Genomic DNA, 17,382 nt, shown 5'->3' with positions numbered 1-17,382 from the left:
GCCTCAGGCGCCGGGCGGAAGCACGGCGGTGGCCTCGATCTCGATCTTGGCGCGGTCCTCCAGCAGGGCCGCGACCTGCACCAGCGTCATGGCAGGGTAGTGGCGGCCCATGATTTCGCGGTAGACCTTGCCGAGATCGGCATTGCGGGCGAGATAGTCCTTTTTGTCGACGACGTACCATGTCATGCGGACAACATGCTCTGGGCGTGCGCCCGCTTCGGCCAGCACGCGCACGATATTGCGCAAGGCCTGCCGCGTCTGATCAACCAGGTCGTCGCTTTCAAAACGGGCCTCGGCAGTCCAGCCGATCTGGCCCGCAACGAACACAAACCGGCCTTCGGCTGCCACGCCGTTGGCATAGCCCTTGGGTTTCGCCCATTCAGCCGGATTGAGAGTCTTCATCCGTATCCCTCCAAATATTTTATATATAAAATATATTGCCGCGGCAGGCAAGCGGCATATCTAGTATGGACCGGAGCCTGTGCGGGGGTGACGCTTGAGCCCGCCGACAAAGAAATGGTAACAGACCAGACATGTCACACGCGACAGGGAGTGGTGACGGGGAAGCGATCGTCGAATTCCGCCGCATCGGGGCGGCGCTGCAGGTGATCGCTGTTGATCCCATTACCGGCATGGAGGTTTCCATGGTCGGAGATCCGCGCCTGTCGCAACAGGAGCTGGCACGACTTGCGGTTCAGAAGCTGCGCTACATGCAGAAAAAGCAGCAGAACCCGGGTTGACCGGCCGTAACGGGGGACAATGGAGTACTTTCTTCAGCAGCTTATCAACGGCATAACCCTGGGCGCGGTCTACGCGCTGATCGCCATCGGTTACACGATGGTCTACGGCATCATCGGGATGATCAACTTCGCCCATGGCGAGGTTTACATGATCGGTGCCTTCATCGCGGTGATCGGATTCGCCGTCCTGGGTCTGCTTGGCGTCACCTGGGTTCCGCTGGCCCTGATCATAGTTCTGGCGGCGGCGATGATCCTGACCGGTCTGTATGGCTGGACCGTCGAGCGCATCGCCTATCGGCCCTTGCGCGGCTCGTTCCGGCTGGCGCCACTGATTTCGGCAATCGGGATGTCGATCTTCCTGCAGAATTACGTGCAGATCGCCCAAGGTGCCAAGATCAAGCCGCTGCAGCCGATGATCCGCGGCGGCGTCGAGCTGATGCAGGGTCAAACCTTCTCGGTCACGCTGTCTTACATGCAAATGATGATCATCGCGCTCACCGTCGTCCTGATGGCGGGGTTCTCCTGGCTGATCGCGGCGACGCCGCTCGGCCGCGCCCAGCGCGCCTGCGAACAGGATCGCACCATGGCCGGTCTGCTTGGCGTGAATGTCGATCGCACCATTTCGCTGACCTTCGTGCTGGGTGCAGTTCTGGCTGCGGTCGCCGGCGTGATGGTCAGCCTGTATTACGGTGTCGTCGATTTCTACATCGGCTTCCTGGCCGGCTTGAAGGCCTTCACCGCTGCAGTACTCGGCGGTATCGGTTCTCTGCCCGGCGCCATGCTGGGTGGACTTCTGATCGGCCTCATCGAGGCCTTCTGGTCGGCCTATTTCAGCATCGAGTATAAGGATGTTGCCGCCTTTTCGATCCTTGTCATCGTGCTGATCTTCCGCCCCACCGGCCTGCTTGGCCGCCCGGAAATCGAGAAGGTCTGACATGACGCCAGCGCAACGCCTCCGCGACGCGGTGCTCGCCGCTTTTGTCGCCGCCGCCCTCGCTTTTCCGCTGCTCGGCTTCGAAACCGTCGATACCGGCGGTCCGCTCGGAATCAAGACCCGATTTGACTGGGTCGCCTATGCCGCCGGCATTGTGTTTGTTGGCCGCCTGGCCTTCATGGCGCTGCTGGACTGGCACCGCAATCGCAGCGGACGCGAGCGCCAGACGTCTGCATCGGCATCCGAGCGTCAGGATTTCCTGACCCGGCTGGGCAGCAAGGCCGACGCATGGCTGATGCCGGCGCTCATCGCCTTTGCAGTGATCCTGCCATTCCTGCCCTTTGCGGATCGCACCGTGGTTGATCTGGCGACCGTCGTGCTGATCTATGTGATGCTTGGCTGGGGCCTGAATATCGTGGTGGGGCTGGCCGGCCTGCTGGATCTGGGCTACGTCGCCTTCTATGCCGTGGGTGCCTATACCTACGCGATCCTGTCGATCCAGTTTGGCCTCAGCTTCTGGGTATGCCTGCCGCTGGCCGGCATCTTCGCTGCCACTTTCGGGATCATCCTGGGCTTCCCTGTGCTGCGCCTGCGCGGCGACTATCTTGCCATCGTGACGTTGGGGTTCGGCGAGATCATCCGTATCGTGCTGCTGAACTGGACCGAGGTGACTTCAGGTTCGAACGGCATATCCGGGATTCCGCGCCCATCCTTCTTCGGCGCCCCGTTCACCGCCGATCCGCCCGATGGAGTGACATCCTTCCATCAGCTTTTCGGGCTGGAATTCTCTTCGCTGCACCGTATCGTGTTCCTGTATTATGTGATCCTGGTGCTGGCGCTGATCACCAACCTGTTTACCATGCGCATCCGCAAGCTTCCCGTCGGCCGGGCCTGGGAGGCTCTGCGCGAAGACGAGATTGCCTGCAAGGCGCTTGGCATCAATCCGACCAACACCAAGCTGACCGCCTTTGCCATAGGCGCGATGTTCGGCGGCTTTGCCGGCAGCTTTTTTGCCACGCGGCAGGGCTTCATCAGCCCGGAAAGCTTTTCGTTCATCGAATCCGCCGTGATCCTGGCCATCGTTGTGCTGGGCGGCATGGGCAGTCAGGCCGGCATCGTGCTGGCGGCAGCCTTCCTGACGCTGCTGCCCGAACTGGCGCGCGAATTCTCGCTCTACCGCATGCTGGCCTTCGGCGCGGCCATGGTGCTGATCATGATCTGGCGGCCGCAGGGCCTGCTGGCCCATCGCGAGCCGACGATCCGGCTGTCGAAACTGAAAGCGTCAGCCGGGGGAGGCGTGTCATGACGACGCCGCTTCTGCAGGTCGAGCACCTGACCATGCGCTTCGGCGGTCTGGTCGCCGTCAACGATGTGTCCTTCGATGCCATGCCGGGCCAGATCACCGCGATCATCGGCCCGAACGGCGCCGGCAAGACCACAGTTTTCAACTGCATTGCCGGTTTCTACAAACCGACCATCGGCAGGCTGACCCTGAGCCGCAACGGAGAGCCCTATCTGCTTGAGCGCATGCAGGGCCACGACATCGCCGCCAAGGCGCGGGTTGCGCGCACCTTCCAGAATATCCGTCTGTTCCCGAAGATGACGGTACTCGAGAATCTCATCGTCGCGCAGCACAACAAACTGATGCGCGCATCCGGCTATACCTTCCTCGGCCTGTTCGGACTTGGCGGCTATGGCAAGGCCGAGAACGAAGCAGTCGATCGCGCCCGCTACTGGCTGGAGCGTACCGGGCTGACCGATCTGGCCGACGAGCCGGCCGGCAGCCTGCCGTATGGCGGCCAGCGCCGTTTGGAGATCGCACGGGCGATGTGCACGGAGCCGGCGCTGCTCTGTCTCGACGAGCCGGCCGCCGGCCTCAATCCGCGCGAATCCTCCGAGCTCAACGCCCTACTGCAGTTCATCCGCCGGGAGCATGATTGCGGCGTGCTGCTGATCGAGCATGACATGAGCGTGGTGATGCAGATTTCCGATCATATCGTTGTGCTGGATTACGGGCGCAAGATCGCCGACGGCACGCCTGAGCAGATCCGCAACGATCCAGCCGTGATCCGCGCCTATCTCGGCGAGCCGGAAGGCGATGAAAAGGGGGCGGCCTGATGCTCAGCATCTCTGGGGTGCATACCTTCTACGGCGCCGTGCATGCCCTGAAGGGCGTGGATATCGAAGTCGGACAGGGCGAAATCGTGGCTCTGATCGGTGCCAACGGTGCCGGCAAATCCACGTTGCTGATGACGATCTGCGGCAACCCGAAGCCGCGCCATGGCAGCATTCGGCTGGATAACGATGACATCGTCGGCATCCCGACCCATATGCTGGTACGGCGCGGCCTGGCGCACGCGCCGGAGGGGCGTCGCATCTTTCCGCGCATGACAGTGCTGGAAAACCTGCGCATGGGCGCGGTCGCCGCCGACCCGGCGCATTTCGACGACGACCTGGAACGCGTCTTCGCGCTGTTTCCGCGCCTGAAAGAACGGCGCGAACAGCGCGGCGGCACGCTGTCGGGCGGCGAGCAGCAGATGCTGGCGATCGGGCGGGCCCTGATGAGCCGGCCGCGTCTGCTGCTGCTGGACGAGCCGTCGCTGGGCCTGGCGCCGCTGGTCGTGAAGCAGATTTTCTCGATCATCGAAGAGATCAACAGGCGCGACGGCGTGACCGTGCTGCTGGTCGAGCAGAATGCCTACCATGCCCTGAAGCTGGCGCATCGCGGTTATGTACTGGTCAACGGCAAGATCACCATGAGCGGGCGCGGAACCGACCTGCTGGCCGACGAGCAGATCCGCGCAGCCTATCTGGAAGGCGGTCACGGATGAACGAAATCCTCGGCGAAAGCATTCCGGTATTCATCGGCCTGACGGTGATCCTGGTCGGCGGCTGCGGTTTCATGATGGGGCAGGCCATAGCCAACACCTGGCGGCCCTATTGGCAGGTGATCCCCTACAGCCTGCTGCTGGCGGCCACCAGCCGGTTCCTGGCCTTCGCGCTGTTCGAGGAAGATCTTCTGGCGGTAGTTCCATACCTCACGGCGTCGGTTGTCGTTCTTGGCCTGGCCACGCTTGGCTTTCGCCTTACCCAGGCGGACCTCATGGTCCATCAGTATCCTTGGCTGTATGAACGATCCGGCCTGCTGGGGTGGAGGGACAAGCGGTCTGCACCTTAGGTTGTTGCCCGAAGCCACCAGACTGACTAGAGTTTCGCATCAGTTTTTAAACAGGGAGAGGATATCATGCGTAGACTTATGACTGGTTTGGCGGTTGTTGCTGCCGTTGGCCTGTTTACCGGCGCCGCTTCGGCACAGGTGAAGATCGCGCTGAACGGCCCGATCACCGGCCAGCTCGCCAGCTTCGGCGAGCAGATGAAGCGCGGCGCCGAGATGGCGGTTGCCGACCTGAATGCCAAGGGTGGCGTCAACGGCCAGAAGATCACGCTGGTGATCGGCGACGACCAGTGCGACCCGAAACAGGCGGTCGCGGTTGCCAACCGCGCGGCGCAGGAAAAGGTCGCGGCCGTGATCGGCCACTTCTGCTCGGGCTCGTCGATCCCGGCTTCCGATGTCTACAAGGAAGAGAACATCCTGCAGATCACGCCGGCCTCGACCAATCCGCGCTACACGGATCGCGGCTACAAGAACACCTTCCGCGTCTGCGGACGCGACGACCAGCAGGGCATCGTCGCCGGCGACTACATCGCCGATAAGTTCAAGGGCAAGAAGGTTGCAGTGCTGCATGATAAGACCGCGTATGGTCAGGGTCTGGCTGACGAGACCAAGAAGCGCCTGAACGCCAAGGGCGTCACCGAGGCGATGTATGAAGCCATCACCCCGGGCGAGAAGGATTACTCGGCCCTGGTTTCTAAGATGAAGGCTGCGGGCATCGACCTGATCTATCTCGGCGGCTATCACCCCGAGGGCGGCCTGATCGTGCGTCAGGCCAAGGAGCAGGGCCTCAATGCCGTGCTGATGGGCGGCGACGCCCTGGTCGACAAGCAGTTCTGGGCTATCTCGGGCCCGGCCGGTGAAGGCACGCTGATGACCTTCGACGCCGATCCGCGCAAGAATCCGGTTGCCAAGCCGATCGTCGACAAGTTCAAGGCCGGCGGCTACGACCCTGAGGGTTACACCCTCTATACATATGCCGCGATCCAGGTCTGGGCCGAGGCCGCGACCAAGGCCAAGTCGTTCAAGACGGCCGATGTCGAAAAGGTCATGCGGACCGAGAAGTTCAGCACTGTGCTGAACGAGATCTCCTTCGATGCCAAGGGCGACACCACCTCGCCGGCCTACAAGGTCTATGTCTGGAAGAACGGTTCCTACGACTACGTGAACTGATCCATCCGATCTTGGAAAAGCCCGGCCTTGTGCCGGGCTTTTTCTTTGGTTGCATGTACCCTTTTTGTTTCCTGGATGCTGGTTGTCCGCTGCACCGGCCCACCCATTTCCCTTGTTGCTGGGGTTGGCACCTGCCACCGGATATTGTAGGGTCCGGCGTCTTTTCCCGAGGTGCTCTGCCGATGTCCAAGCCCACGGTCGCTCTTGCCGCCGATCATGCCGGTTTCGAACTGAAAAACCTGCTGCGGGACGAGCTTAAGGCCCAGGGCTATGCGGTCCTCGACCTCGGCACCAACGGCCCCGACAGCGTCGATTACCCCGATTTCGGCCGCAAACTGGCCCAGGCCGTGGCCGAGGGGCAGGCGCAGATGGGGGTCGCCGTCTGCGGCACCGGGATCGGCATATCCATTGCCGCCAATCGCGTGCCCGGCTGCCGCGCTGCGCTCTGTCACGACACGACCAGCGCCCGTCTGTGCCGCGAGCATAACGATGCGAATGTGCTGGCACTTGGCGCCCGCCTGATCGGCGTGGAAACGGCGCGCGACTGCCTGAAAGCCTTCCTCGAAACCCCCTTCGCCGGCGGCCGCCATGCCCGCCGGGTGGAGAAACTCGGTCAGCCCGCCTGACCGCAAGCAGAATACCCAGACCCCCAGAATACCCAGAGCCGGAGTACCCCGATGTCCAGCACCGCCGCCAAGCCCACCGTTACCCATGCCGGCTTTTTCGAGCGTTCGCTCGCCCAGGCCGACCCCGAGATTTTTGCGTCCATCACGGGTGAACTGGACCGCCAGCAGAACCAGATCGAACTGATTGCCTCGGAGAACATCGTCAGCCGCGCCGTGTTGGAGGCGCAGGGCTCGGTGATGACCAACAAGTATGCCGAAGGTTATCCGGGCAAGCGCTATTACAATGGCTGCGAATTCGTCGACATCGCCGAAAGCCTGGCGATTGAGCGCGCCAAGAAAATCTTCGGCTGCGGCTTTGCCAACGTGCAGCCGCATTCCGGTGCGCAGGCCAACCAGGCGGTTTTCATGGCCGTGCTGAAGCCGGGCGACACCTTCATGGGCCTCGATCTGGCTGCCGGCGGCCACCTGACGCATGGTGCCGCCGCCAATCAGTCGGGCAAGTGGTTCAACGTTGTCAGCTACACCGTCCGGCAGGACGATCAGCGCATCGACATGGAGCAGGTGGCCAAGCTTGCCGAGCAGCACAAGCCCAAGCTGATCATTGCCGGCGGCTCGGCCTATCCGCGCTTCTGGGATTTCGCCCGCTTCCGCCAGATCGCTGACAGCATCGGCGCGGTCTTCATGGTCGACATGGCCCATTTCGCCGGTCTGGTGGCCGGAGGCGTGCATCCCAGCCCGTTCCCGCATGCACATGTGGCCACCACCACCACGCACAAGACCCTGCGCGGCCCGCGTGGGGGCATGGTTCTGACCAACGACGAGGCGCTGGCGAAGAAGATCAACTCGGCAGTGTTTCCCGGCCTGCAGGGCGGGCCCCTGATGCATGTGATCGCCGCCAAAGCGGTTGCTTTCGGCGAGGCGCTGTCGCCGGAATTCCGCACCTACGCCCAGGCGGTGATCGACAACGCCAAGGCCATGGCAGGCGCATTGCAGGAGCGCGGTTACGACCTTGTTTCCGGCGGCACCGACAATCATCTGATGCTGGTCGATCTGCGCTCGAAAGGCCTGAAAGGCAATGTCTGCGTCGAAAGCCTGGAGCGCGCCCGCATCACTACCAACAAGAACGGCGTGCCGTTCGATACCGAAAAGCCGACCGTCACCTCGGGCGTGAGACTGGGCAGTCCGGCCGGCACCACGCGCGGCTTCGGCGTTGCCGAATTCCGGCAGATCGGCGGCCTGATCGCCGATGTACTGGACGGCCTGGTGAAGAAGAGCAACGACAATTCCGATGTCGAGCGGGCAGTGGCCGAGAAGGTGGTGGCCCTGTGCGGCCGCTTCCCGATCTACCCGAAAGCCTGACGGCAGCAATCTTGGCGGGGGGGAATCTGAACAATGCGTTGTCCGTTTTGCGGCAATGACGACACCCAGGTGAAGGATTCGCGGCCGACCGAGGATAACTCGGCGATTCGCCGTAGGCGCTTTTGCCCCAATTGCGGCGCGCGTTTCACGACGTTCGAGCGCATCCAGCTGCGCGAATTGACCGTGATCAAGAAGAACGGCCTGAAGGTGCCGTTCGACCGTGACAAGCTGGCCCGTTCGATCATGATCGCCACACGCAAGCGGCCGATCGACCCGGACCGCATCGAGCGCCTGATCAACGGTATCGTGCGCCGCCTGGAAAGCTCGGGCGAAAGCGAGATCAAGTCGGACGCCATCGGCGAACTCGTGATGGACGGCCTGGCCGCTCTCGACAAGGTAGCCTATGTCCGCTTCGCCTCGGTCTATCGCAACTTCCGTGAAGCCAAGGATTTCGAGGAATTCATTGGCTCGCTGAGCGGCGCTGGCAGCGACGATGACTGACAAGGCCGTGGCCGCCCGGGACGAGCGCTACATGCGCATCGCGCTCGGGTTGGCCGCGCGAGGGCTGGGCAATACCTGGCCCAATCCCGCCGTTGGCTGCGTGATCGTTCACGATGGGCGCATCGTCGGCCGCGGCTGGACCAAGGTGGGTGGCCGACCCCATGCGGAAACCGAGGCCCTGCAGCAGGCCGGCGCGGCGGCACACGGCGCCACGGCCTATGTAACGCTGGAACCATGCAGCCATCATGGCCATACGCCGCCCTGCGCCGAAGCGCTGATCGAGGCCGGGATAGCCCGCTGCGTGGTGGCGCTTGAAGATCCCGATCCCCGTGTGGCCGGCAAGGGACTGGCCCTGCTGCGTGAAGCCGGCATCAAGGTAGATGATGGCTGCCTGGCCAATGCGGCGGCAGAACTCAACGCCGGATTCCTTCTCAGCCGCGAACAGAGCCGGCCGCTGGTCAGCCTGAAATTGGCTGTCAGCCTGGATGGCCGGATTGGCACCCATACGGGGGACAGCAAATGGATCACCAACCCTGAATCGCGCCGCCGCACGCATCTGCTGCGCGCCCAGCATGATGCGATCATGGTGGGCAGCAATACCGCCTTGCAGGACGATCCTGAACTGACCTGCCGTCTGCCGGGTCTGCCCCTGCGGCCGCCGGTGCGGATCATTCTTGATGGCCGGTTGCGGCTCAGTCTGACATCCAGGGTGGTGGCGACCGCGCGGGATGTCCCGACCTGGGTAGTGACCCGCAGCGATGCCGACCCGACCCGCCGCGACGCGTTCCGCGATTGCGGCGTGGAGGTAATCGGTGTGGAGCCGGACCAGGCAGGTTTCCCTGACCTGGTGCAGGCTTTCGCCGCTCTGTCGGAACGGGGGCTGACCCGGATCCTGGTCGAAGGGGGCGGCAAGCTGGCCGCCAGCCTGATCCGGGCCGATCTGGTCGACCGGATGATCTGGTTCCGATCCCCCAGCATGATCGGCGGCGATGGCCTGTCCGCCGTGGCAGGTTTCGGCGTCGATACCGTAGCGGAAGCCCCCCGGTGGCGCCGGGTCCGGGCCGATATTCTGGCCGACGACCTGCTGGAAACCTTCGTCCGACCCCTCTAAAACAGGGCCATGTTCACAGGCATTGTCACTGACATCGGCACCGTCACCGCTCGCGAGGCGCGCGGGGATACCCGCTTCCGTATCCGCACCGCCTATGACACGGCCAGCATCGCCATAGGCGCCTCCATCGCCTGTTCCGGCGTCTGCCTGACTGTGGTGCAGAAGGGCGGGGACTGGTTCACGGTCGACGTTTCGGCCGAGACGCTGTCGCGCACCGGCCTCGGCGACTGGCGCGAAGGCAGCCGCATCAACCTGGAACGCAGCCTGCGGGTCGGTGACGAACTCGGCGGCCACATCGTCTCTGGTCATGTCGATGGCGTGGGAGAGGTCACGGCCGTCAGGGCGGAAGGTGATTCCATGCGGATCGAGATCAAAGCGCCGGACGCGCTTGCCGCCTTCATTGCCGAGAAGGGTTCAATAACGGTCGATGGTGTTTCGCTGACCGTGAACAGCGTCGAAGGCGCCAGCTTTGGCGTCAATCTCATCCCGCATACCCAGCAGGTGACCACACTCGGCAAGCTCAAGGCGGGCGACCGGGTCAATCTGGAAATCGATACGCTGGCGCGCTACGTCGCCCGCCTGCAGCAATGGAACAAGCCAGCGTGAACAGCATGGATGACATCAAGCGTTACATCGCTTCGACGGAAGAGATCATCGAGGAAGCGCGGCGCGGCCGCATGGTGATTCTTGTCGACGAGGAAGATCGCGAGAATGAGGGCGATCTCTATATCCCTGCCGAAATGGCCGATGCCGCCGCCATCAATTTCATGGCGAAATACGGCCGCGGCCTGATCTGCCTGACGCTGACCCGCCAGCGCATCGAACAGCTTGGCCTGCCGCTGATGGCGCAGAACAATGCCTCTCGGCATCAGACCGCTTTCACCGTCTCGATTGAGGCCCGCGAAGGTGTCACCACCGGTATTTCCGCCGCCGACCGGGCGCAGACCGTGGCCGTCGCCATCGATCCAACCAAGGGTCCGCAGGACATCGCCGTGCCGGGCCACATCTTTCCGCTGATGGCCCGCGATGGCGGTACGCTGGTCCGTGCCGGCCATACCGAGGCCGGAGTCGACATCGCCCGCCTGGCCGGCCTTAACCCGTCCGGCGTGATCTGCGAGATCATGAATGACGACGGCACCATGGCACGGCTGCCCGATCTGGTCTCGTTCGCCCAGATGCACAACCTGAAGATCGGCACCATTGCCGACCTGATCGCCTATCGTCGCCGGAACGACAACCTGATCCAGCGCATGGTGGAAGGCGAGATCGACAGCGTCTGGGGCGGGAAATTCCGCATGCTCGTCTACCGCAACCGGGTTGAGTATGCCGAGCATATTGCCCTGGTGAAGGGTGACGTGGCCGATGGCCGGCCGGTCATGGTGCGGATGCATGCCATGAACGTGCTGGAAGACGTTCTTGGCGACCATGGCGCCCGTTCCGGGGTTTTGCATGGGGCCATGCAGATGATCGGGGAGGAGGGGCGGGGCGTTGTGGTCCTGATTCGCGAGCCCCGGGCCACCGCCCTGTCCGACAAGGTGCGCCAGAAGATCGGCGAACCAGTTGAAAAGTCTGCGCAACTCCGGGATTATGGCATCGGGGCGCAGATCCTGATCGATCTGGGGGTTAAGGACATGATTGTCTTGTCCAATGTGGAGCGTACCATCGTCGGGCTGGAAGGCTATGGCCTGAGCGTGGTCGAAACCCGTCCCATCAAGGTTCGCAGGGAGGTCTGAGAGCATGGTGGCGCGCAAAGGCAAGCCGGCCGCGAAGAAGAAGTCGGCCAAGATGCAGAAATTCTCGACCAGCAAGAGCCAGGTCAAAGGCAATCTTGCCATCGATATCCGCAAGCCGCGGGTTCTGATCGTCGAGGCCCGTTTTTACGAGGACATCGCCGATGCCCTGTTCGAAGGGGCAAAGGCCGTCATCGAGGCATCGGATTTCGATTACGACCGCATCGACGTGCCCGGCGCGCTGGAACTGCCGGCTGCGATCCGCTTCGCCATGAACCGGAAGGGCGACAAGGCCTATGATGGCTTCGTGGCGCTGGGCTGCGTCATCCGCGGCGAGACAGCCCATTTCGACGTTGTGGTGAACGAAAGCGCCCGCGGCCTGCAGCGACTGGCGATTGATCACCAGCTCTGCATCGGTAACGGCATCATAACCGTCGAGAACGAAGAGCAGGCCTGGGAACGCGCCCGCAAGGACCGTCAGGACAAGGGTGGCCAGGCAGCCCTGGCCTGCGTGGCCATGATCGGTTTAAAGCAGCTTTTCTCGATATGAGCGAAGGGGGGCAGCGTCGCGGCATCCGGAACGATCGACCCGCAGGACGCCGGTCGGTCGCCCGTCTTTTCGCGGTGCAGGCCCTGTACGAAATCGAATTCGGCGGCGGTGTCGCCGAAGCCGTAATCAGCGATTTCCGCGCCAATCGCCAGAACGAGGAAATCGAAGGCGTACAGATGCGCGAGGCGGATGCCGACTGGTTCTCCGAGATCGTGCGTGGCGTTGCCAAGCGTCAGGACGAAATCGACAGGATCATCAAGGAAGCCATGCCGCGTCCCGATGGGCTCGATCGCATGGAAGCGATACTGCGATATGCCCTGCGCTGCGCGGCCTATGAAATTCTGGCCCGTATCGACGTTCCGGCGGCGACCGTCATCGACGAATACCTTGGCATCGTGCGGGCCTTTTTTGGGCCGCGCGAGATCAAGCTGGCCAATGGCGTGATCGATGCCGTGGCGCGCAGATTGCGGCCCGGCGAATTCGCGGCCTGAATCGGCCATGGCCGGGCAGCGCCTCGGCGAGTTCGAGCTTATCGCGCGCTATTTCGCGCCTCTGGCCGCCGGTGCGCCGGGTGCGCTCGGCCTGCGTGACGATGCAGCCGTGATCCCCGTGCCGCCGGGCGAGGATCTCGTGGTCACCACGGATGCCATGCTGGAAGGAGTTCATTTCCTCATCAAGGATGGCCCGGCGCGGATCGCGCGCAAGCTGCTGCGAGTCAATGTGTCCGACCTTGCCGCCAAGGGTGCGAAACCCGTCGGTTATCAGCTCGCCATCGCCCTGCCAGAGCATTTGGCCAATGATGAATGGCTGAGTGCTTTCTGCGACGGACTGGCCCAGGACCAAAAGACCTTCGGCATCGCCCTGTATGGCGGAGACACAGTGCGCAGTCCCGATCGCCTGATGCTGAATGTAACGGCCTTTGGCAGCGTGCCGACCGGCGCCATGCTGCGGCGCGACCATGGGCAGGCCGGCGATGGCCTTTATGTGACGGGCAGCATCGGCGATGCCGCTCTTGGCCTGGAGGTGAAGCTCAATCATCGCCTGTTTTCCTCGGCCGCGATGATGTTCTTCGACTCCCGCCTGCATCTGCCCACGCCACGATTGGCATTCGGGCAAGGATTGCGCGGACTTGCCAGCGCGGCGATGGATGTATCCGATGGTCTTGTGCAGGATGCCGGGCATGTGGCGGTAGCCTCCGGAGTTCGGATCGTGATCAATGCCGAGGCGGTGCCGCTTTCCCTGGCGACCAGGCAGGCCGTGGCCGAAGACCGTGATCTATTGATCCCGGTGCTGACCGGCGGCGAAGATTATGAATTGCTGTTTACCGCTCCCCCCCGGGCCGAAGCGCAGATCATGGCCCTGTCGCGCCAGGCTGGATTGGCGGTCACCCGCATCGGCAACCTGGAACCCGGAACCGGGGTAGCTGTCGTCGACAGCAGCGGCCAGCCGATCCGGCTGAGCCAGGGCGGCTTCCAACATTTTGGCGGTGGGCTACAATAGCGCCATGCGTAAACTCGGTCTGATCATTCTGGCCATTGTAGTGCTGCTGACATTGGCAGGCGGCGGCGTGGCCGTGTACCTGTTGATCATCGCCCCGAAGAGTCAGTCTGAAGCAGAGGCCGTCGATCCCAACGACCCGCCGCCGCCGCCGGTACCGAAACGGCCTGCCTTCATACCCCTTGAGCCTTTCAGCGTTTATGTGAGGCCCGAAGGCCAGCCTTCACGAGAAATCATCGTCATCCTGCACCTGGAAGTGCCGCCTGATAACGTGCCGCAGGTGAACGAGAAGATGCATCTGCTGCGGGATGCCTATATCCGTGAGCTGCTCAAAGGCGATCCCATCGAGGTCCCGGCCCGGTTTACGGCCCGCGATCTGTATGTCGTGCGAGACAGGCTGCGCGCTCCGACTGAGCAGGTGATGGGAAAAGGACTGGTGACGCAGGTCCTGCTTCTGAATATTATTGGCCAGTTGAAGTAAGTAGAATCGCGATCAACCGTACTGGCCGTCTCCCATGACTGTACTTTCGCCGGCCGCTGCCAAGCGGAACGTCCTCATTCTTGCCGTATGCATGGCGCTGGCGAATTCTGCGGTGACGCTGCAGGTGACGCTGGGCGGTCTGGTTGGGCATATCCTGGTCGAGGACAAGGCCTACGCCACCCTTCCGGTCACCTTCGTGGTGGCGGGCACGGCGCTGGCCACAATCCCGGCCTCCATGCTGATGCGCCATATCGGACGGCGACTCGGGTTTATGCTCGGCTGTCTGGTCGGTAGTGGCGGCTCGCTGATTGCCGCCCTTGGTGTCTATCTTGGGCATTTCTGGCTGTTCTGCCTGGGCGCCTTCATCTTCGGCGGTTCCAGTGCGTTCGTTCAGCTATATCGCTTCGCGGCAGCCGATATCGCGCCGCAGGATTTCAAGAGCAAGGCGATTTCCTGGGTGATGGTCGGTGGCCTCGTCTCGGCCATTCTCGGGCCCGAGATCGCCAAATACACCCGCGAACTGCTGACGCCACATCTGTTCCTGGCTTCCTATCTGGCGGCAGCCATCTTGCCCGTGCTGGTACTTGGAATCCTGACCCTGGTCACGATCCCGGCCCCGACCATGACGGAACTGAAGGAGAAAGGCCGCCCGCTGCTGGAAATCGTACGCCAGCCCACCTTCCTGGTTGCCGCCATGGCCGGCATGTTCGGTTACGGGGTTATGAACCTGCTGATGACGGCGACACCGCTGGCCATGCAGCTCTGCGAGCATCCCTTCGCCGCGGCCGCGACGGTGATCCAGTGGCATGTGGTGGGCATGTTCTTTCCCAGTTTTTTCACCGGCAGCCTGATTGCCCGTTTCGGTGCCCTGCGCATCATCATGGTCGGTACGCTGCTCAATCTGGCCTGCATTGCCGTTGCCCTGAGCGGGATAGGCGTATGGCATTTCCAGATCGCCCTGCTGCTGCTCGGGGTGGGCTGGAATTTCATGTATATCGGGGGCACCTCGCTGCTCACCGAGGTCTATCGCCCGGCCGAGCGCAATAAGACGCAGGCCCTGAACGACTTCCTGGTGTTCGGCACCGTCGCGCTGGCCTCCCTGGGGTCCGGCAAGATGCTTTACCACTGGGGTTGGGACTTCGTGCCGCTGTCGGCCCTGCCGTTCATCCTGATGGCTGGGCTGGCGGTGGTGTGGCTGCTTGTTCAGCGCAGACAACCCGCTCTCGCTGAATAAGCGCCGGAAAAATAAGCCATATTGCGCCAGTCCGGCTTCTCTGGCATAACGACTCGGTGTTCCACCCCGCGTCGAGTCTGGGGATCAATAAGGTAGCAGTCGCGTAACCCGAGTCGGGCAGCGCTGCCCGGTCGGGCGTGTCTCGATTACATAATCCAAGGAACGAAGGGAAACGCTCATGACGGAGTTGTGGTTCGCCATCGCCTGTGGCGTATTGGCGTTGTTGTACGGCATTTGGACCTCGCGGTCTGTTCTGGCCGAGTCCGCCGGTAATCAGCGGATGCAGGAAATCGCCGCTGCCATTCAGGAAGGCGCCTCGGCCTATCTGAACCGGCAGTATCGCACCATTGGTATCGTCGGCATCGTGGTCGCGATCATCATCGGCCTTACGCTTGGCCTGAAGGTCGCCATCGGCTTCATCATTGGTGCCGTGCTGTCCGGCGCTGCCGGCTATATCGGCATGAATGTTTCCGTTCGCGCCAACGTGCGCACTGCGGAAGGCGCACGCAAGGGCATGGAACACGCGCTCGGCATCGCCTTCAAATCGGGTGCCGTGACAGGCATGCTGGTGGTCGGCCTCGCCCTGCTGGGCGTCGCGGTATACTACCTTGTGCTGAAAACCATGAACGCACCGGCGCGCGAGATGATCGACGCCCTGGTGGCTCTCGGCTTTGGCTCGTCACTGATCTCGATCTTTGCCCGCCTGGGCGGTGGCATCTTCACCAAGGGCGCCGATGTCGGCGCTGACCTCGTCGGCAAGGTCGAGGCCGGCATTCCGGAGGATGACCCGCGCAATCCGGCGGTGATCGCCGACAACGTGGGCGACAATGTCGGCGACTGCGCCGGCATGGCCGCTGACCTGTTCGAGACCTATGCGGTGACCATCGTTGCCACCATGGTGCTGGCCTCCATCTACTTCGCGGCGGATGCCGCGGTGGTGGCCAAGTTCATGGCCTATCCGCTGGTGATTTCGGGCGCCTGCATCATCACCTCGGTGATTGGCACCTACTTCGTCCGCCTCGGCAGCAGCCAGAACATCATGGGCGCGCTGTATAAGGGGCTTGTTGTTACCGGCATCCTGTCGGCCATCGTACTGTGGCCGGTTACATCCTGGGTGCTGGGAGGCATGGATGCGCAGTTCACCGCCGGCGCCAAGACCTTCACCGCGCAAAGTCTGTTCTGGTGCGGAATCGTCGGTCTGGTCGTGACGGCGTTGATCGTCTGGGCGACCGAATACTACACCAGCACGGAGTACCGGCCGGTGCGGAGCGTGGCGCAGGCCTCGACCACCGGTCACGGCACCAACGTGATCCAGGGTCTGGCTGTTTCGATGGAGGCGACGGCCCTGCCGGCGTTGTTCATCGTGGCCGGCATCATCGTCACCTACATGCTGGCCGGCCTGCTGGGTATCGCCATCGCGGTGACGACCATGCTGGCTCTGGCCGGCATGGTCGTGGCACTCGATGCCTACGGCCCGGTCACCGACAATGCCGGCGGTATCGCCGAGATGTCGGACCTGCCCAAGGATGTGCGCAAGACCACCGACGCGCTCGACGCCGTGGGCAACACCACCAAGGCCGTTACCAAGGGCTATGCCATCGGTTCGGCAGGCTTCGGCTCGCTGGTGCTGTTCGCCGCCTATACGGAAGACCTGAAGTACTTCTTCAAGGGCGTGACGATCGATTTCTCCCTGAGCAACCCGTATGTCGTGGTTGGCCTGCTGATCGGCGGTCTGCTGCCGTATCTGTTCGGCGCCATGGGCATGACGGCGGTCGGCCGTGCGGCCGGTTCGGTCGTCGTGGAAGTGCGGCGTCAGTTCAAGGAAATCCCCGGCATCATGGAAGGCAAGGCCAAGCCTGATTACTCCAAGGCGGTCGACCTGCTGACCAAGGCGGCGATCAAGGAAATGATCGTGCCAAGCCTACTGCCGGTGCTCAGCCCGATCGTGCTGTACTTCGTGATCACCTGGATCGCCGGCCAGGCAGCGGCTTTCGCCGCTGTCGGCGCCATGCTGCTCGGCGTGATCGTCACGGGCCTGTTCGTTGCTATCTCGATGACGGCGGGCGGCGGCGCCTGGGACAACGCCAAGAAGTACATCGAGGAAGGCCATCACGGCGGCAAGGGCTCGGATGCCCACAAGGCCGCGGTGACCGGCGACACGGTCGGCGACCCATACAAGGACACGGCCGGCCCGGCCGTGAACCCGCTGATCAAGATCACCAACATCGTCGCGCTGCTGCTGCTGGCCGTGCTGGCGCACGGCTGATCTCAGCG

Annotated in this window: 20 protein-coding genes; 19 read left to right on the top strand and 1 reads right to left on the bottom strand. The window is 62.9% G+C overall.

What is annotated here, in order from left to right; translation table 11 throughout:
* Positions 1–3: 3 nt before the first annotated feature.
* Positions 4–402, bottom strand: coding sequence for a RidA family protein (locus ACK4FK_RS10110; protein WP_409744717.1), 399 nt, complete (start codon positions 400–402; stop codon positions 4–6).
* Between the two features lie 131 nt (positions 403–533).
* Here ACK4FK_RS10110 and ACK4FK_RS10105 point away from each other — a divergent pair, with 131 nt between their 5' ends.
* The 19 genes from ACK4FK_RS10105 (at position 534) to ACK4FK_RS10015 (ending at position 17,374) form a co-directional block, all read left to right on the top strand.
* Positions 534–740 carry a DUF6898 family protein gene (locus ACK4FK_RS10105; RefSeq protein ID WP_409744715.1) on the top strand — a complete coding sequence of 69 codons (207 nt, stop codon included), beginning with the start codon at positions 534–536 and terminating at the stop codon, positions 738–740.
* Positions 741–759: 19 nt separating this feature from the next.
* Positions 760–1,674, top strand: coding sequence for an ABC transporter permease subunit (locus ACK4FK_RS10100; protein WP_409744713.1), 915 nt, complete (start codon positions 760–762; stop codon positions 1,672–1,674).
* Between the two features lies 1 nt (position 1,675).
* Positions 1,676–2,980: a high-affinity branched-chain amino acid ABC transporter permease LivM gene (livM, locus tag ACK4FK_RS10095; RefSeq protein ID WP_409744711.1), complete on the top strand. Its 1,305-nt coding sequence runs from the start codon at positions 1,676–1,678 to the stop codon at positions 2,978–2,980.
* Positions 2,977–3,792, top strand: a complete 816-nt coding sequence (locus ACK4FK_RS10090; protein ID WP_409744709.1) for an ABC transporter ATP-binding protein — start codon at positions 2,977–2,979, stop codon at positions 3,790–3,792. Before livM ends, ACK4FK_RS10090 begins: the two co-directional genes overlap by 4 nt.
* The gene (locus ACK4FK_RS10085) at positions 3,792–4,505 is read left to right on the top strand and encodes an ABC transporter ATP-binding protein (RefSeq protein ID WP_409744707.1); all 714 of its coding nucleotides are present in this window, start codon (positions 3,792–3,794) and stop codon (positions 4,503–4,505) included. The genes ACK4FK_RS10090 and ACK4FK_RS10085 overlap by 1 nt, the downstream gene beginning before the upstream one ends.
* Entirely contained in the window at positions 4,502–4,852 is a 351-nt protein-coding gene (locus ACK4FK_RS10080; RefSeq protein ID WP_409744705.1) for a DUF6867 family protein, read from the top strand. Before ACK4FK_RS10085 ends, ACK4FK_RS10080 begins: the two co-directional genes overlap by 4 nt.
* 66 nt (positions 4,853–4,918) lie before the next feature.
* A complete protein-coding gene (locus ACK4FK_RS10075) occupies positions 4,919–6,019 on the top strand; it encodes a branched-chain amino acid ABC transporter substrate-binding protein (RefSeq protein WP_409744702.1) in 1,101 nt (366 codons plus the stop codon).
* A gap of 182 nt (positions 6,020–6,201) precedes the next feature.
* Positions 6,202–6,645: a ribose 5-phosphate isomerase B gene (gene rpiB, locus ACK4FK_RS10070; RefSeq protein WP_409744699.1), complete on the top strand. Its 444-nt coding sequence runs from the start codon at positions 6,202–6,204 to the stop codon at positions 6,643–6,645.
* Positions 6,646–6,696: 51 nt separating this feature from the next.
* The gene (glyA, locus tag ACK4FK_RS10065; protein ID WP_409744696.1) at positions 6,697–8,004 is read left to right on the top strand and encodes a serine hydroxymethyltransferase; all 1,308 of its coding nucleotides are present in this window, start codon (positions 6,697–6,699) and stop codon (positions 8,002–8,004) included.
* Between the two features lie 33 nt (positions 8,005–8,037).
* Positions 8,038–8,505: a transcriptional regulator NrdR gene (gene nrdR / locus ACK4FK_RS10060; protein ID WP_300304018.1), complete on the top strand. Its 468-nt coding sequence runs from the start codon at positions 8,038–8,040 to the stop codon at positions 8,503–8,505.
* Positions 8,498–9,616: a bifunctional diaminohydroxyphosphoribosylaminopyrimidine deaminase/5-amino-6-(5-phosphoribosylamino)uracil reductase RibD gene (ribD, locus tag ACK4FK_RS10055; protein ID WP_409744692.1), complete on the top strand. Its 1,119-nt coding sequence runs from the start codon at positions 8,498–8,500 to the stop codon at positions 9,614–9,616. The genes nrdR and ribD overlap by 8 nt, the downstream gene beginning before the upstream one ends.
* A 9-nt stretch (positions 9,617–9,625) precedes the next feature.
* Positions 9,626–10,222 (top strand): riboflavin synthase, encoded by a 597-nt coding sequence (locus ACK4FK_RS10050; RefSeq protein WP_409744689.1) that lies wholly within the window; start codon positions 9,626–9,628, stop codon positions 10,220–10,222.
* A 5-nt stretch (positions 10,223–10,227) separates the two neighbouring features.
* Positions 10,228–11,349 carry a 3,4-dihydroxy-2-butanone-4-phosphate synthase gene (gene ribB / locus ACK4FK_RS10045; protein WP_409745019.1) on the top strand — a complete coding sequence of 374 codons (1,122 nt, stop codon included), beginning with the start codon at positions 10,228–10,230 and terminating at the stop codon, positions 11,347–11,349.
* A 4-nt stretch (positions 11,350–11,353) separates the two neighbouring features.
* A complete protein-coding gene (locus tag ACK4FK_RS10040; RefSeq protein ID WP_409744686.1) occupies positions 11,354–11,896 on the top strand; it encodes a 6,7-dimethyl-8-ribityllumazine synthase in 543 nt (180 codons plus the stop codon).
* Positions 11,893–12,387: a transcription antitermination factor NusB gene (nusB, locus tag ACK4FK_RS10035; RefSeq protein ID WP_409744683.1), complete on the top strand. Its 495-nt coding sequence runs from the start codon at positions 11,893–11,895 to the stop codon at positions 12,385–12,387. Before ACK4FK_RS10040 ends, nusB begins: the two co-directional genes overlap by 4 nt.
* 7 nt (positions 12,388–12,394) lie before the next feature.
* Positions 12,395–13,396, top strand: coding sequence for a thiamine-phosphate kinase (gene thiL, locus ACK4FK_RS10030; RefSeq protein ID WP_409744680.1), 1,002 nt, complete (start codon positions 12,395–12,397; stop codon positions 13,394–13,396).
* Between the two features lie 4 nt (positions 13,397–13,400).
* The gene (gene fliL / locus ACK4FK_RS10025; RefSeq protein WP_409744678.1) at positions 13,401–13,874 is read left to right on the top strand and encodes a flagellar basal body-associated protein FliL; all 474 of its coding nucleotides are present in this window, start codon (positions 13,401–13,403) and stop codon (positions 13,872–13,874) included.
* Between the two features lie 34 nt (positions 13,875–13,908).
* A complete protein-coding gene (locus tag ACK4FK_RS10020; protein WP_409744675.1) occupies positions 13,909–15,108 on the top strand; it encodes an MFS transporter in 1,200 nt (399 codons plus the stop codon).
* A gap of 178 nt (positions 15,109–15,286) precedes the next feature.
* Positions 15,287–17,374, top strand: a complete 2,088-nt coding sequence (locus ACK4FK_RS10015; RefSeq protein WP_409744672.1) for a sodium-translocating pyrophosphatase — start codon at positions 15,287–15,289, stop codon at positions 17,372–17,374.
* Positions 17,375–17,382: the final 8 nt, after the last annotated feature.

The organism is Ferrovibrio sp. (assembly GCF_046297895.1).
GTDB lineage: Bacteria > Pseudomonadota > Alphaproteobacteria > Ferrovibrionales > Ferrovibrionaceae > Ferrovibrio.
Note: the sequence above shows the minus strand (reverse complement) of the source record. Positions and strands in the feature narration are given on the sequence as shown.

What these genes read in the sequence shown, in the direction of transcription:
- ACK4FK_RS10110 (WP_409744717.1), bottom strand. Translation starts at nt 402, where the DNA reads ATGAAGACTCTCAATCCGGCTGAATGGGCGAAACCCAAGGGCTATGCC.
- ACK4FK_RS10105 (WP_409744715.1), top strand. Translation starts at nt 534, where the DNA reads ATGTCACACGCGACAGGGAGTGGTGACGGGGAAGCGATCGTCGAATTC.
- ACK4FK_RS10100 (WP_409744713.1), top strand. Translation starts at nt 760, where the DNA reads ATGGAGTACTTTCTTCAGCAGCTTATCAACGGCATAACCCTGGGCGCG.
- livM (WP_409744711.1), top strand. Translation starts at nt 1,676, where the DNA reads ATGACGCCAGCGCAACGCCTCCGCGACGCGGTGCTCGCCGCTTTTGTC.
- ACK4FK_RS10090 (WP_409744709.1), top strand. Translation starts at nt 2,977, where the DNA reads ATGACGACGCCGCTTCTGCAGGTCGAGCACCTGACCATGCGCTTCGGC.
- ACK4FK_RS10085 (WP_409744707.1), top strand. Translation starts at nt 3,792, where the DNA reads ATGCTCAGCATCTCTGGGGTGCATACCTTCTACGGCGCCGTGCATGCC.
- ACK4FK_RS10080 (WP_409744705.1), top strand. Translation starts at nt 4,502, where the DNA reads ATGAACGAAATCCTCGGCGAAAGCATTCCGGTATTCATCGGCCTGACG.
- ACK4FK_RS10075 (WP_409744702.1), top strand. Translation starts at nt 4,919, where the DNA reads ATGCGTAGACTTATGACTGGTTTGGCGGTTGTTGCTGCCGTTGGCCTG.
- rpiB (WP_409744699.1), top strand. Translation starts at nt 6,202, where the DNA reads ATGTCCAAGCCCACGGTCGCTCTTGCCGCCGATCATGCCGGTTTCGAA.
- glyA (WP_409744696.1), top strand. Translation starts at nt 6,697, where the DNA reads ATGTCCAGCACCGCCGCCAAGCCCACCGTTACCCATGCCGGCTTTTTC.
- nrdR (WP_300304018.1), top strand. Translation starts at nt 8,038, where the DNA reads ATGCGTTGTCCGTTTTGCGGCAATGACGACACCCAGGTGAAGGATTCG.
- ribD (WP_409744692.1), top strand. Translation starts at nt 8,498, where the DNA reads ATGACTGACAAGGCCGTGGCCGCCCGGGACGAGCGCTACATGCGCATC.
- ACK4FK_RS10050 (WP_409744689.1), top strand. Translation starts at nt 9,626, where the DNA reads ATGTTCACAGGCATTGTCACTGACATCGGCACCGTCACCGCTCGCGAG.
- ribB (WP_409745019.1), top strand. Translation starts at nt 10,228, where the DNA reads ATGGATGACATCAAGCGTTACATCGCTTCGACGGAAGAGATCATCGAG.
- ACK4FK_RS10040 (WP_409744686.1), top strand. Translation starts at nt 11,354, where the DNA reads ATGGTGGCGCGCAAAGGCAAGCCGGCCGCGAAGAAGAAGTCGGCCAAG.
- nusB (WP_409744683.1), top strand. Translation starts at nt 11,893, where the DNA reads ATGAGCGAAGGGGGGCAGCGTCGCGGCATCCGGAACGATCGACCCGCA.
- thiL (WP_409744680.1), top strand. Translation starts at nt 12,395, where the DNA reads ATGGCCGGGCAGCGCCTCGGCGAGTTCGAGCTTATCGCGCGCTATTTC.
- fliL (WP_409744678.1), top strand. Translation starts at nt 13,401, where the DNA reads ATGCGTAAACTCGGTCTGATCATTCTGGCCATTGTAGTGCTGCTGACA.
- ACK4FK_RS10020 (WP_409744675.1), top strand. Translation starts at nt 13,909, where the DNA reads ATGACTGTACTTTCGCCGGCCGCTGCCAAGCGGAACGTCCTCATTCTT.
- ACK4FK_RS10015 (WP_409744672.1), top strand. Translation starts at nt 15,287, where the DNA reads ATGACGGAGTTGTGGTTCGCCATCGCCTGTGGCGTATTGGCGTTGTTG.